This window comes from Acinetobacter sp. FDAARGOS_515 (assembly GCF_003938865.1).
In the GTDB taxonomy this organism is placed as follows: Bacteria; Pseudomonadota; Gammaproteobacteria; order Pseudomonadales; family Moraxellaceae; genus Acinetobacter; species Acinetobacter ursingii.
Window position 1 is genome coordinate 839,862 of sequence record NZ_RKIX01000003.1, and the last position, 14,177, is coordinate 854,038.

Genomic DNA, 14,177 nt, shown 5'->3' on the forward strand with positions numbered 1-14,177 from the left:
TCAAATGCACCGTAATTTAAATTGCGGTGCATTTTTATTTCTTGCCAGTGCGTTATTTTATTCTGCTCATCTGCTTACATTTCTATCAATCTTTGTTACCTAATTTGAGCGCAGAAATGCATAGACTAATTTTTAAACATTTTATTTTTTCTGATTCCTTTGTTAATTGCGGGTTTGTCACCTTTTAGCCAATTTACTCAAGTCTTTGTCTATGAATCAATATTCAGATCACATCTTGGGCAAGGGATCACTTTTCTTCACATGATTTGAAAAAAGGATGAGAGTCATGCTTGATTTAAAACACACACTGCAATCACTTCAAAATATACGTGCTAACCCAGCAGTTTCGATTTTTGTTCCGACCCATCGTACTTTTCCAGATAATCAACAAGACCATATCGCACTAAAAAATCAACTCAAACAACTCGAAGAACAATTACTGAAAACTTATGACAAAGTTTTTGTTGCCCAATTTTTAAAGCGTATTCATGAAAAAACGGATGAATTAAATCCCAACTATTATCTAGATACTTTGGCCATTTTTGCGACTGCTGATCAGGTCGAGGTGATTTGTTTACCGTTTAAAACTCAAGCCAGAATTATGATTGATACGCAATTTGTATTGCGCGACTTTATTCGAGAACTGTCTTATGCACTGGATTATTATATTGTGGTCGTGACGCGTGAAATGGGCCGCTTGATACAAGCATCCAACAATCGCGTTATTCACGAGTTTTCAGAACTGGATCTTGAACTCACTCCGCTTTTGCCACATGGCGCTTTTCCAGTCAAAAATGAAACATTATATAGCCTGACTGCCGCAGAGCGATCTGCTGCTGCACAGGAAGATCGTTATCTTAAAGAGTTTTTAAATCGAGTGGATAAAAATGTACAGGTGATTCATGCACAAAAACCTTTGCCAATTGTGCTTGTTGCTGATCGTCGCAATATCAGTTTCTACGAAACCATCTGCGATCATCCTAACCAAATTATTATCAAGGTCGACAATGTCACTCAACTGGAGAATAGCGAACCACGCCATATCGTAGACAGTGTTCAAAATGCATTAAAAGATTATCAGAATAAAATTCATCAAAATCATGCCAATCAACTGGATCAAGTTTATGGAAGCGAGCGGGTTGTGACTGATTTACAACACATTTATCAGGCTGCTTTACAGGGAAATATCGACACGCTCTATGTACAACAAGGTTATTCGGTAAATGGTTTTATTGATGAAAACGAGCAGCGTATAGAATTTAGCGCCGCACCAGAAGATGACTCTACGCCTACCGATGTTATTCACCATATCATCGATGCGGCTCAGACGCATGGCGGTCATATTGTATTTTTACCCGAAGCGTATTTAAGTGGCAAAACCCCACTGACTTTACTTAGTCGATATGCAATTTAAATTTATAAAATCAAGCCTTTGCATAAGGCTTGATTATTTTACTGACCCATTGCAAGCTTATGAATCAAGCAAAGACCATGCAATCAACCACATCACTACACCAATAATGATATCCAAAACCTTCCAAGCTTTTGGATTTTCGAATACGGGTTCAAGCAATCTTGCACCAAAACCCAAACTAAAAAAGAAAACAAACGATGCTGTCACCGCTCCAGCAGCAAAAGCAGCTTTATTGGCATATTGAGAAGAAATAGAACCCAATAACACAACGGTATCCAGATAAACATGTGGATTCAGCCACGAAAAACTTAAACACAAAATTAAAGTCTGTGCTAAAGAATTGACTTTCTGCCCTGCCGCATGTAACCCGTCTTTGGTGGTATAAGCGCTATAAAAACTGCGTAAACCATAAGCGAATAAAAAAATGGCACCAAACCATTTCATTGCTTGAATCAACCATACTTGTTGGCTGAGTAAACTTGCGAAACCAAAAACGCCCAATGAAATCAGCAATGCATCTGAAACTGCACAGATTAAACACACCCAAAAGACATGTTGTCTGAGCAAACCCTGTTTTAAAACAAAAGCATTTTGTGCGCCAATGGCTAAGATTAAGGAAAACCCTAGTAATAAACCTGAAAAATAGGTCGACATCATTATCCTTTTTGCACCAGATAACGATATTCTTTTAAACCTGTTGCATCCTTCAATTCTTCCTGAGCCAACAATTCATGTCCCAGATGCATACAAAACTTGGGAATATCCCATGAAGTGGATGGGTCAGTCGCCAATACCTCCACCACATCCCCTGACTTAGACTTCCGAATGGCTTGATGCAGCATCATCACAGGTTCAGGACAACGCAAACCGCGTGTATTCAATTGAATGGTCGGAGTTAAATCTGGTGAAAACATGCCTATACTTGAGTTCAAAAACAGGGGCATAGTTTACCATAAAGTTAAGTCTCCTAGAAAAAGCAAAAAAAGCTGACTCATCAATTTGAATCATTTACGTTTTCCAATCGTTTTAGTAATGCATAAGCCATTTTTCTTCGGTATGATTAAAAATCATTGATTGACACATTAAGAGTCTTTAGGAAAGATCATGCAAGAGGAATCAGGCCCATCGTGGGGTATGCGTGGCTTAAGAAAATGGTTAGGCACTGCACCAGAAACCCGTGACGAACTGTTAAAACTCGTTCAGGATTCACAGCGTTTTTTAGAACCCGATACTGTGGCAATGCTAGAAGGCGTTCTAGACCTTCCTGCCACCAAAATTCGTGAAGTCATGACTCCACGTACTGCCATGATCAGCTTGCAAGAAGACGATGAATTACTGGATATTTTGCACGTTCTGGTTGAATCAGCACATTCTCGTTTTCCTGTCTTCTCATCCGATCAACCTGATAATGTAGTGGGAATTCTCCTTGCTAAAGACTTACTGCCTTTTCTGACCGAACAAGGTGCGAAAGTTGATGTACGTGCCTTAATGCGACAACCGCTGTTTGTTCCAGAAAGTGCTCGTTCTGATCAAGTTTTGCGTATGCTTAAACACACGCAAACGCATATCGCGATTGTGATTGATGAGTACGGGACGACATCTGGTCTGGTCACGCTTGAAGATATTTTAGAAGAAATTGTCGGTGAAATTGAAGATGAACATGACAATGCCGATGAAGAGGCGCAGTACATTGTGCCAGATCCGACACAGCAAACAGCAAACACTTGGTTGGTACAGGCACTTACACCGATTGAACACTTTAATACCGTTTTAGATGCAGACTTTTCTGACGATGAAGTAGAAACTATGGGCGGTTTATTGCTTCAGGAAATTGGTTTAGTCAGTGATTTGCAGGGTCAGACCGTTGAACTTGAAAATTGGGAATTTACCATCGTTGAAGCAGATGCACGTACCATTCATCTGATTCGAGCTGTTCGTAAATGAGAACATATTTTAATACATTGTTAGGATCTTCCCAGCAACAAAAACAACTCCCCTTTATTATTCCCCTGCTGATTTCACTCTGTGCTGGTGCTATTTTTAGTCTGGCACTTGCGCCTTACTATTACTGGTGGCTGGCGATTTTGTCGCCAGCATTATTATATGCTTCTCTCAAAAACCGTACAGCTAAACAAGCGTTTGGGATCGGTTGGGCCTATGGTTTTGGCTTATGGTTTGTCGGAGCATTTTGGCTCTATACCTCGATCCATGTCTACGGCGATACCAATGCTGTTTTAAGTGTACTCATGATTGGCTTTATGGCCTTAGTCATGGGACTGTTTAGCGCAGTTCAAACTTGGCTATATCGTCGGTTTTTCCCCGAAACACCGCTGACGTTTGCACCACTCTGGATCTTCTTTGAATGGGCAAAAACTTGGGTGTTTACAGGTTTCCCATGGCTTTTTGCAGGTTATGCTTTCACCGAACGTTTTCTGGATGGTTATGCGCCGTTATTCGGAATTTTCGGAGTTTCCTTTGCGGTCATCATACTGGCCTGCGCATTGGTTGAAATTTTACAACGTCGTATTTTCTGGGTGATTCCATCAGCGTTATTATTATTGGGTGCATGGGGAGCGTCGAAAATTGAATTTGTTCAGCCCAAAAACAGCAAACCCTTATCTGTATCTCTGATTCAAGGTAATATTCCGCAAGATCTAAAATGGCTGACTGAATATCAAGTTAAAACCTTGATGATCTATGCCAATTTGACCCGCACAGAATGGGGGCGTGATTTAATCGTTTGGCCTGAATCGTCCATTCCGATGTTTCAAACCGACATTGAACCTTTTCTAGATGCCATGCAGCAGCAAGCAAAAAAAACAGGTTCAGCATGGGTAACAGGCATTCCATATTGGGATATGGACGCTTCTCAGCAGGTTGGAACGCCACAGTACTACAACAGTATTATGGCCTCGGGCAGTGACTCATCAGGGCTATATAAAAAACAACGTTTAGTCCCTTTTGGTGAATACATTCCACTTTCTGGACTACTGAGTTGGGTGTTGCCTGCCTTACAAAATGATCCTTCGATGAGTGGTTTTAGTCAAGGGGCGAACGATCAAAAACCCTTGATGATTAAGGGCCATCCACTTGCTGCTGCCATTTGTTATGAAATTGCTTATCCAAATTTAACCCGACGTAATGCGGAAAATAGTGACTTTCTGGTGACGGTTTCCAATGATGCATGGTTTACTGGAACCGCAGGCCCCATGCAACATTTACAAATGGTGCAGATGCGCGCTAAAGAAAATGGACGCTGGTTTATTCGTGCCACCAATACGGGTGTAACAGCGTTTATCGATCAGAATGGTCATATTGTTAAACAAGCACCCATTGATAAAGAAGCCGTGCTCCGTGGTGAATTGCCTGCGATGCAGGGTGAGACACTATATACTCGTTTAAGTGACTGGCCAATCTTAGGCTTTTCATTGTTACTCTTAATCATGGGTTGGTTTTATCGCCCCAAACAAGTCAATGTCAGCTTTAAATCACGACGTTAACGTCCGATTTACCGCTTCAAAAAACCGAGATTTCTGCTGAATCTCGGTTTTTATATGCATCAAAACTATAATAATTTTGTTCCCACTGGCACGTCAAAATCAGGCACACAAAGCGCCACATCTCCCTCTGCATTATGAAACCCAGTGACCAGACATTCGGACTGAATCGGGCCGATCTGTTTTTTAGGAAAATTTACCACTGCAACCACCAGTTTATTGATTAAATCTTCTGGTTGGTACAGCTTGTTAATTTGCGCACTGGATTTTTTAATCCCTAATTCTTCGCCAAAATCCACATGCAAGATATACGCAGGCTTACGTGCTTTTTCAAAAACCTCAGCCTGTATAATTTTACCGACACGCAGTTCTACTTTTAAAAAATCCTGCCATTCGATTAAATCCATCGCACTTATTCCTGTTATTTATTTCAATGAGGATTATGCATACTGTTTAAACTGATTGAAAAGAATAAAAATTAAAAAAATAATCACGCAATAAAAAAACGAGGCATCAGCCTCGTTCGATCATACATCATCGTTATAGTGTCGCAGTCAGATAAGATAACATTGCAGCTAGACTCAACATCGGAACATAACGATAAATAGAAACGATAACTTGCTCAACATTTGAAATTTGTTGTTCAAGCACAATTTTTAATACCGTTGCTTTTAACGCTGAATAAAAACTTAAAATTAGAATCGCACTAAATATACTCAGCGCAATGAAACCTACCATAATTTGGCTAGTTGCGTCTGACATTTGCCAAAGGGTTAAAATGCCTTGACTCAGTGGAAGTAAACTCAAAATCAGGAGAACAGATTTGAGCATTGACCAATGAAACTGATGAATTTCATCCGAAAAAAATAATGCTTTCATGCTATCCTCCGACAGTAAAATGGCTGACTTAAAAACTATTATGCAAGGTTTTAATCAAATAAAAAGTCTATTTTTATTCATAATTCATTTATCTTGTAATCAGTAAATATGGGAATAGTTCTTATTATAAATCTCATATCTTGATATTTTATTAAATTATATAAAAATCAATACAATAAATTAAAATTAAAAATTGAGATGTATTATCATTACAATGTTTTATTTTCTAATTCGATTCAACCCATCCATAATTCCCATCAAGCCAAGGACATTATTTTAAATAGATAGCACTTCATTTAAAAATGCTACCTATGATCTTAAAACTAAATTTTAAGGTTTGTAGTAAATATCCGCATCATTTCCTTCACCGCCAGATTTTCCATCTGCCCCAAAAGAATATAAGTCGTAGGCATGACCCTCGGTACCAGGAATCACATACTGAATATCATTTTCCCAGCTATCTTTCGGATAGCCCCCTTTGACATAACCGCCTGGCAACCAGTTTTTCGCAGTGGCAGGCTGAGTCACAAGCGCATCCAAACCACCTTCTTGCATAGATGGATAATGACCATTGTCTAGTTTGTATTGATCTAATGCTCCTGCCACACCTTTTAAGGTGATTTGTGTGGTATCGACTTTGGCTTTTTCACCACGCCCCATCACATTTGGAACAATCAATGCAGCTAAAACACCTAAAATTACGATCACGACCATCACTTCAATAAGTGTAAATCCAGACTGTTGGTTCATAATTTTATTACCCTGCATTTTCTGCTTATTCATTTTCATCTCTAACATACAACTCATTAAATCATATTATTCATATTTACAATTGGCAGCATGACCGCAATCACGATCACCAGTACAATGGCCGCCATAAACACCAGCATCAACGGTTCAAGCAGCGCCAATAAGGTTGAGATGAATGTTGTGACTTCACGATCCTGCATATCGGATGCTCGCTGCAACATTCGGTCTAGTTCGCCCGATGCTTCACCACTGCGTATCATTTGTACCATCATTGGCGGGAAATAACCACAGCGTTCAAGCTGGGTTGCCAAGTTTCCCCCTTCCGTGACTTTTTCCGCCGCAATATTAATCGCATCACGAATCACCCAATTACTACTCACTGCTGCCCCAATTTTAAGCGCATCGACTAAAGGAACACCCGATTGAGTCAAAATCGATAAGGTACTAGCAAAACGCGCCGAATTTATACCACGTGATAATTTACCAAATAATGGCAATCTGAGCGTTAAACGATCAAATGCATAATGGCCTGCGGTGGTTTTTAAAAAGCGGACAAAAGCAATAATGCCAATGATACTGATCAGCAATAGGAACGGCCATGTATGACGAATCAGATCGCTGGCTTTCATCAAAGCCACGGTAATCCACGGCAAGGCCTGTTTACTTTGGTCAAACGTTTTAACAATATCTGGGACAACATAGGTCATAAGCCCCATGACAATTGCAAAGGACATCAGCAATAAAATGATTGGATAAATCATCGCACCCTGAATTTTCTTTTGCATAGCAAAACGGTTTTCGGTGTAATCGGAAAGCTGATCGAGTATTAGATCCAAATGTCCAGAGCGTTCACCTGCGGCAATGGTGGCAATATATAAGTCAGGAAAACGTCCTGATTGCTGCATGCCCTGTGCCAGCGAATGTCCTTCTAGTACTTTGGAACGTACCGAAAGGAGTAAATTCTGCACATGGGCTTTTTCATTTTGTTTAGCCACGGCACGTAATGCTTCTTCAAGTGGAATCGCCGCTGCCACCAATACAGAAAGCTGCCTCGTCATGAGCGCTAGATCATAAGCACTAAACTTTTTTTGAAACCATGAACGTTGCTGATGTTTATCTTTTTGCTCAACGGGTTCAACGGCGATCGGCGTCCAAGTTTTATCTCGCAATTGCTGGCGAATTTGTCGTGCAGAGTCCCCTTCCAGCACCCCTTTTTGCTGTTTTCCCGAAGCGTCAATGGCAGTAAATTGATAGGCAGGCATGATCTTTTCTAATTTTTTCCAAAAAATAATCGGTTAGCTGTTGCATCTTTCCTACACAATCCCTCATATTTCGGAGCATTACAGCTTTGCACACTTTAGCACAGCACCTATCATCCGAAAACGAATCATCTTAAAAAATAGTGACGATACAGATTTATGCCAAACACGCCGCCACCTCAAACAGAGATTTACCGTATTCGGGTCGCTGTACCTGTCTATCTGTATGAGACCTTTGATTACAGCTTAACTCAGGCTCAATATCAACAGGCTCAGGTTGGCGCGCGCGTGGCAATTCCTTTTGGTCGGCAAAAATTGATTGGCATCATTACTGAGAAAATCGCGCCAGATGTTCCACTGGATTCACGGTTTCAGCTCAAAGCTATTTTTGAGTTGCTTGATGATGATGCCATTTTAGATGACAAAGTTTTAACTTTGTTGACATGGTCAGCACAGTATTATCAGTTTCCGATTGGGGAGGTGATGCAAGCGGCTTTGCCTGCACTGTTACGACAAGGCAAACCATTGGATATTTTGGCGCATATCTGGAAAATCAAACCTTGTGAAGATGCAGAATCCAAACTTAAACGCTCGCAAAAGCAATTTGAAGCCTATCAAATTTTAAAATTACACCCAACTGGAACGACCGAAAATATTTTAAATTTAAGTGGAGTAGAAACTGCGACTTTACGCGCTTTGGCAAAAAAGGATCTGGTCGAATGTCATTTAGAAACACAAGATTTTCGACCGACACCCGTTCAATTGGCACAAATGCCCCTCACGCCCAACGACGATCAGAAAAAAGCCATTCAACACGTGGTTCAGTCGCTCCATCATTATCAAGCTTTTTTACTGGACGGCTTAACAGGCAGTGGCAAAACCGAAGTCTATCTACACATCATGCATGAGGTGTTGAAACAAGGTAAGCAAGTGTTGGTTTTAGTGCCTGAAATCGGACTAACTCCGCAAACCATTTCCCGATTTAAATCACGTTTTCATTGTGATGTTGCGCTGATGCATTCGGGCTTAAACGACTCCAAACGTCTGCAAGCATGGCAACAGGCCAAAATGGGCAAAGCTTCAATCATTTTAGGCACACGCTCTGCTATTTATACGCCTTTGCATAATCTTGGTTTAATCATTCTGGATGAAGAACACGATATTTCCTATAAACAACAGGAAGGCTTTCGTTATCATGCACGGGATGTGGCGCTGTATCGAGGGCATTTAGAAAACTGCCCTGTTATTTTAGGCTCAGCTACACCAAGTATTGATAGTTACCATCTGGTCGAACAGGAAAAATTAAAACTGCTACAACTCAATCAACGTGCGGGTGTGGCACTCATGCCGAAAATGCATGTGATTGATTTAAAGGTTGCCAAGAAAAAGCAAGGATTGAGTCAACAACTGATTGAGCAAATCCAAAAAAAACTGGATAAAAAAGAACAAGTGCTCATTTTTCTGAATCGCCGGGGTTATGCACCTGTTTTGGTTTGCGAAAGCTGTGGCTGGCAAGCCAATTGTCCACATTGTGATGCGCATTTTACGCTGCATACTCAACCTTACACTTATCTGCATTGTCACCATTGCGGTACGATTCAGCGCTTACCCGATCAATGTCCAGAGTGTCAGCATCAGAGCCTAAAGACTCTCGGAATGGGAACAGGTAAAGTTGAAGAACATTTGAATGAACTTTTTCCAGATCATGATGTGATTCGGGTCGACCGCGACAGCACCAGTCGGGTCGGAAGCTGGCAGAAAATTTATGATCGGATTCAGCAAAATCAACCCATGATCTTGCTAGGCACACAAATGCTCGCCAAAGGTCATCATTTTCCTTATGTCACCTTGGTTGCGATTTTAGATATTGATGCAGGTTTACTGTCTGTCGATGTCCGTGCACCTGAACGTACTGCACAATTGATTGTACAAGTGTCTGGTCGCGCTGGACGTGGGGAACATAAAGGTGACGTTTATTTACAGACGTTGAGACCTGATCATCCCATGCTCATCACGCTGATCGAAAAAGATTATCGTGCTGTCGCCAAACATATGCTCCATGAGCGTAAAGCTGCATTATTGCCCCCTTATCGTTATGCGGTATTGATTCGTTCAGATTCTAAAAACCGTGACTATAGTCAGCAATTCTTAGCCGACATCGCTGCCCAATTACAGTTAATGGCGCAGGATAGCATTGAGATTTGGGGACCTATTCCCGCGCCGATGGAACGCAAAGCTGGACGCTATCGGGCGCATATGGTGATCTTGTCGCAAGATCGCGCACGTATGCACTTCTTTTTACGGCAATGGTGGGCGCAAGTGGTACATTTACCCAAACAGCATCAATTACGTTTATCAATTGATGTTGATCCACAGGAATTTAACTAAAATGTTCATGATCTGACATCTATCTTGTTTTAAATGATGTTTATACTGGTGAGATAAGGAACTGAGCTCAAAACGATCAAGGTAATCCATGTCATTATTATTACAAATCACTATATTTTTAGGCGCAGCCTTACTGATCGTGCCACTGGGTAAACGCTTTGGCATTGCCACAGTACTTGGTTATCTATTTACGGGTATTTTACTCGGTCCCAGTGTTTTAAATATCGCCAGTGATGCCAATGCCATTATGCATCTAGCAGAATTTGGCGTGATTTTATTGATGTTCATTATAGGCTTGGAACTTCGTCCACAACGTTTATGGGAAATGCGACATTCCATTTTTGTCATGGGAAGTATGCAAGTGGTGATCACGGGTGTGATTTTAATGCTGATCACACTACTTTTATTCAAGCAAAATCTAGCCAGTAGTTTTGTGATCGGATTTGCATTGGCACTGTCTTCAACGGCCTTTGTCTTACAATTATTAAGTGAAAAACAACAACTCAATACAACTTATGGGCAATCCTCCTTTTCCATTTTACTTTTTCAGGATATTGCCGCAATTCCGTTATTAGCCGTGATTCCGCTTTTGGCTGGCACACAGACCACACATCATGGAATTGCTTACTTTGCTGCCATTGTAGCGACCTTTACAGGTTTGTTTTTATTTAGTCGATATATTCTGCGTTATTTCTTTCGCTTTGTCGTGGATAGTGGTGCAAGTGAACTGATTACTGCGGTTGGTTTATTTATTGTATTGGCCGTGGTTTTGCTGATGGATTTATTAGGTATCAGTACGACACTGGGTGCATTTTTAACTGGAGTATTACTAGCTGATTCCGAATTTCGTCATGAGCTTGAAGCCAGCATCGCCCCGTTTAAAGGGTTACTTTTAGGCCTGTTTTTTATGACTGTGGGCATGACTGCTCAAATCTCGCTATTTGTCGATATGCCATGGCTGATTATTGGCGGTGCAATCAGTTTAATGCTGATCAAACTGATCATTTTAACGGGGATTGCCCGATTTAATCAGTACAGTTGGAAAAATAGCCTGTTGATGGGCACCTGTCTGGAACAAGGGGGCGAGTTTGCATTTGTGGTACTCAGTGCAGCAAAAAGCGAGAAAGTCCTCAGTCAGGCATTAGTAGAGCCGCTCACCTTAATTGTGACTTTATCGATGATGTTGACTCCCGTTTTATACTGGCTCATGACCTCGAAAATTGTGCCTGTTTTATTTAAGGACAAAGCACCTGAATATGATGAAATACCCGCCAATGATCACCCGATTATCATTGCAGGTTTTGGTCGTTTTGGACAAATCATTGCGCGCATCGCACGGCTGCATCATTTTAGTTTTACCGCAATTGACAATAACATGCAGCGTATTGATTTCGTCAGACGTTATGGTGGAACGCTGTATTATGGAGATGTCACGCAGCCTGAGATCTTACGTACAGCAGGTATTGAAAAGGCTCGAATTTTTGTCCTGGCGGTGGATGATGTAGAAGACAACATGAACGTCGCGCGACATATTCGCCTGAATTATCCTGAAATTAAACTGTTTGTCCGCGCTCGTGATCGACATCATGTGCATTTGCTGCGTGATCTGGGAATCGAGCATATCTGGCGTGAAACCTATTTATCCTCACTGGGTATGGCTTATCGGGTACTCTGTGATCTGGGCATCTCTGCCGAACAGGCCTATGAAAATATCGAAACCTTCCGTGATTATGATGAAAAATTGTTGGCGAGACAGCAAAGTATTTATACGGACGAACAAAAAATCGTTGAAACGCATCGTAATATGCTAGCGGAACTTGAACATTTGTTTGAAAGTGATGAAAGAAATCAGCCTGTCAGTTCAGGTGTGAATTTACAACGTGGTTTAGAAAACGATACACAAAAGCACCGTATTAATGTGACACGAGATGATCACGATTGACTTGTGTTTTACAATAAAGACACCATTAAGACAGGGTTATGGAGAAAAATATGTCTGATCTACGCCAACGTTTTTACATTGAGGACTGCCCTGTTCGTGGAGAAGTGGTTCATCTTGAAGAATCCTTGCAAACCATTTTAGCGCAACGTGATTATATGCCTGCGGTCAAAGCCCTATTGGGCGAAATGCTGAGCGCAACAGCATTACTGGCCAGCACCTTAAAAATTAAAGGTCGTATTAGCCTACAAATTCAGGCTTCGGGGACCTTTAAATGGGCAATGGCGGAGTGTAACCATATGGGTGAAATCCGTGCCTTGGCAGATTATGAACAAGACCCACACTTTCAGGAAGGCACAGACAGCAGCGTAGTGTTAGGCAGCCTGCAAAATCCAGTATTGTTTATTAATATTGAACCCGAATTTGGTGATCGTTATCAGGGTATTGTACCGTTGGATCAACCAACGCTGGCAGGTTGTTTAATGCAATATTATGATTTATCTGCCCAGATTCCGACCCATATTGTATTGGCTACCACGCCGAAACGCTCTGGGGGGTTATTGATTCAACTGCTTCCACGTAACAATGAAGAAGAACAACAGTTGATCGATGAAGACATTTGGCCACGTTTGACCATGTTAACTGAAACCCTCAAGCCAGAAGAGCTGACCGAACTTTCAGCCAATGAAATTTTGTATCGTTTGTATAATGAAGAGCAAGTTCGTTTGCCTGAAATTGAGCATCTCAAATTTGGCTGTACCTGCTCCAAAGAACGCTGTGCCGAAGCTCTGATTCAGATTGGTGTAGAATCGGTACGTGAAACACTGACCGAGCAAAATCCAATTCGTATGGACTGCCAATTCTGTAATACTCAGTATAGCTTTACTGCGGAAGAAGCATTGGGTTTATTTGGTGAGCATTTAAGCTAAAAGACATCGGATATAAAGCCAATAAAAGCCTTCAGAATTCTGAGATTCTGAAGGCTTTTTGCTGTGTTTCATTTTCCAAACATCAACATTTTACTATGCTTATAGTCTTGTAATTGCTCAATTCATCACCATAATTAAAAGAAATAAAACCCAATTTTAAAAGAGCTTTTATGGCAAAAAACTACTATGAAGAACTCGGGGTTACACGAAGCGCCTCAGCAGACGAAATCAAGAAAGCCTATCGTAAATTAGCAAAGAAATATCATCCTGATATTAGTAAAGAATCAGATGCTGAAACCAAAATGCAGGCGATTAATGTCGCCTACGATACCTTAGGTGATGCCACTAAAAAGGCTGAGTATGATCAAATGCTAGATCATCCTCAAGGCTTTGCAGGATTTGGACAAGGAGCTCAGGGTGCATCTGGTGGCTTTGATGGCGCACAATTTTACCGTCAAGGCAATGCCTCTGACTTTCAGGGCTTTGAAGATCTATTTGGTCGCTTTGGCTCAGGTTTTGGCGGAGGTGATTACCAATATCAACGCCAAAAGCGCAGTTATCGTGGTGAAGACCAACATGCCAGTATCGAAGTAGATGCCGAAATTGCCTACCATGGAACCACTCAGAATATCACGCTGCAAATTCCAACCGTCAATGCCTACGGTGAACCAGAAGTTCAACGTAAAACCTTACAGGTCAAAATTCCAAAAGGCATGAAAGAAGGTCAGCAAATTCGCTTAAGTGGACAAGGTCAAAGTGGCGTCAATGGCGGTGAAAATGGCGATCTTTATATCGAAATCCAGTATAAAGACACCGATCGCTTACGGGTAGAAGGCGCAGATGTCTATGCAACAATCGATGTTGCTCCATGGGAAGCAGCATTGGGGCAAAAAATTGAAGTGAATACTCCTGCGGGTAAGCTAGGAGTTAATTTGCCGAAAAATGCCAAAACAGGTCAACAACTTCGCCTGAAAGATAAAGGGATTCCAAATAAAACCGCAGGTCATCTCTATTTGGTCTTAAATATCGTGCTACCTATCGCCACAACCGCAGAGCAACAGCAAGCTTATGAGAGCTTTGCTCAAGCCTTTTCATCCTTTACACCGCGTTCATAAGGAGCTG

13 protein-coding genes are annotated in these 14,177 nt (G+C 41.3%); 7 read left to right on the top strand and 6 right to left on the bottom strand.

Annotated features, from left to right (window positions below; translation table 11 throughout):
* Positions 1-286: 286 nt before the first annotated feature.
* Positions 287-1,414 carry a hypothetical protein gene (locus tag EGS47_RS05475; protein ID WP_125269289.1) on the top strand — a complete coding sequence of 376 codons (1,128 nt, stop codon included), beginning with the start codon at positions 287-289 and terminating at the stop codon, positions 1,412-1,414.
* A gap of 57 nt (positions 1,415-1,471) precedes the next feature.
* On the opposite strand, the gene EGS47_RS05480 is transcribed toward EGS47_RS05475, so the two are convergent.
* The gene (locus EGS47_RS05480; RefSeq protein ID WP_125269290.1) at positions 1,472-2,068 is read right to left on the bottom strand and encodes a LysE/ArgO family amino acid transporter; all 597 of its coding nucleotides are present in this window, start codon (positions 2,066-2,068) and stop codon (positions 1,472-1,474) included.
* 2 nt (positions 2,069-2,070) lie between these two features.
* Positions 2,071-2,328, bottom strand: coding sequence for a sulfurtransferase TusA (gene tusA / locus EGS47_RS05485; RefSeq protein WP_004991544.1), 258 nt, complete (start codon positions 2,326-2,328; stop codon positions 2,071-2,073).
* A gap of 190 nt (positions 2,329-2,518) precedes the next feature.
* On the opposite strand from tusA, the gene EGS47_RS05490 reads away from it, so the two are divergent.
* Positions 2,519-3,358, top strand: coding sequence for an HlyC/CorC family transporter (locus EGS47_RS05490; protein ID WP_004991545.1), 840 nt, complete (start codon positions 2,519-2,521; stop codon positions 3,356-3,358).
* Positions 3,355-4,914, top strand: a complete 1,560-nt coding sequence (gene lnt / locus EGS47_RS05495) for an apolipoprotein N-acyltransferase (protein ID WP_044434015.1) — start codon at positions 3,355-3,357, stop codon at positions 4,912-4,914. The genes EGS47_RS05490 and lnt overlap by 4 nt, the downstream gene beginning before the upstream one ends.
* 65 nt (positions 4,915-4,979) lie before the next feature.
* Here lnt and EGS47_RS05500 read toward each other — a convergent pair whose 3' ends face one another.
* The 4 genes from EGS47_RS05500 to gspF form a co-directional block, all read right to left on the bottom strand.
* On the bottom strand, positions 4,980-5,318 hold the full coding sequence (locus EGS47_RS05500; RefSeq protein WP_044434017.1) for a tRNA-binding protein: 339 nt from the start codon (positions 5,316-5,318) through the stop codon (positions 4,980-4,982).
* Positions 5,319-5,451: 133 nt separating this feature from the next.
* Positions 5,452-5,790 carry a hypothetical protein gene (locus EGS47_RS05505; protein ID WP_004994178.1) on the bottom strand — a complete coding sequence of 113 codons (339 nt, stop codon included), beginning with the start codon at positions 5,788-5,790 and terminating at the stop codon, positions 5,452-5,454.
* Between the two features lie 330 nt (positions 5,791-6,120).
* Complete coding sequence (gene gspG / locus EGS47_RS05510) at positions 6,121-6,573, bottom strand: type II secretion system major pseudopilin GspG (protein ID WP_044434219.1); 453 nt, start codon at positions 6,571-6,573, stop codon at positions 6,121-6,123.
* Positions 6,574-6,596: 23 nt separating this feature from the next.
* Positions 6,597-7,802, bottom strand: a complete 1,206-nt coding sequence (gene gspF / locus EGS47_RS05515) for a type II secretion system inner membrane protein GspF (protein WP_004991557.1) — start codon at positions 7,800-7,802, stop codon at positions 6,597-6,599.
* 156 nt (positions 7,803-7,958) lie between these two features.
* On the opposite strand from gspF, the gene EGS47_RS05520 reads away from it, so the two are divergent.
* From EGS47_RS05520 to EGS47_RS05535, 4 genes are all read left to right on the top strand, one after another.
* Positions 7,959-10,187 carry a primosomal protein N' gene (locus EGS47_RS05520; RefSeq protein ID WP_125269291.1) on the top strand — a complete coding sequence of 743 codons (2,229 nt, stop codon included), beginning with the start codon at positions 7,959-7,961 and terminating at the stop codon, positions 10,185-10,187.
* An 88-nt stretch (positions 10,188-10,275) separates the two neighbouring features.
* Positions 10,276-12,129 carry a monovalent cation:proton antiporter-2 (CPA2) family protein gene (locus EGS47_RS05525; protein ID WP_125269292.1) on the top strand — a complete coding sequence of 618 codons (1,854 nt, stop codon included), beginning with the start codon at positions 10,276-10,278 and terminating at the stop codon, positions 12,127-12,129.
* Positions 12,130-12,179: 50 nt separating this feature from the next.
* The gene (locus tag EGS47_RS05530) at positions 12,180-13,055 is read left to right on the top strand and encodes an Hsp33 family molecular chaperone HslO (protein ID WP_125269293.1); all 876 of its coding nucleotides are present in this window, start codon (positions 12,180-12,182) and stop codon (positions 13,053-13,055) included.
* Between the two features lie 170 nt (positions 13,056-13,225).
* A complete protein-coding gene (locus EGS47_RS05535) occupies positions 13,226-14,170 on the top strand; it encodes a DnaJ C-terminal domain-containing protein (RefSeq protein ID WP_125269294.1) in 945 nt (314 codons plus the stop codon).
* Positions 14,171-14,177: the final 7 nt, after the last annotated feature.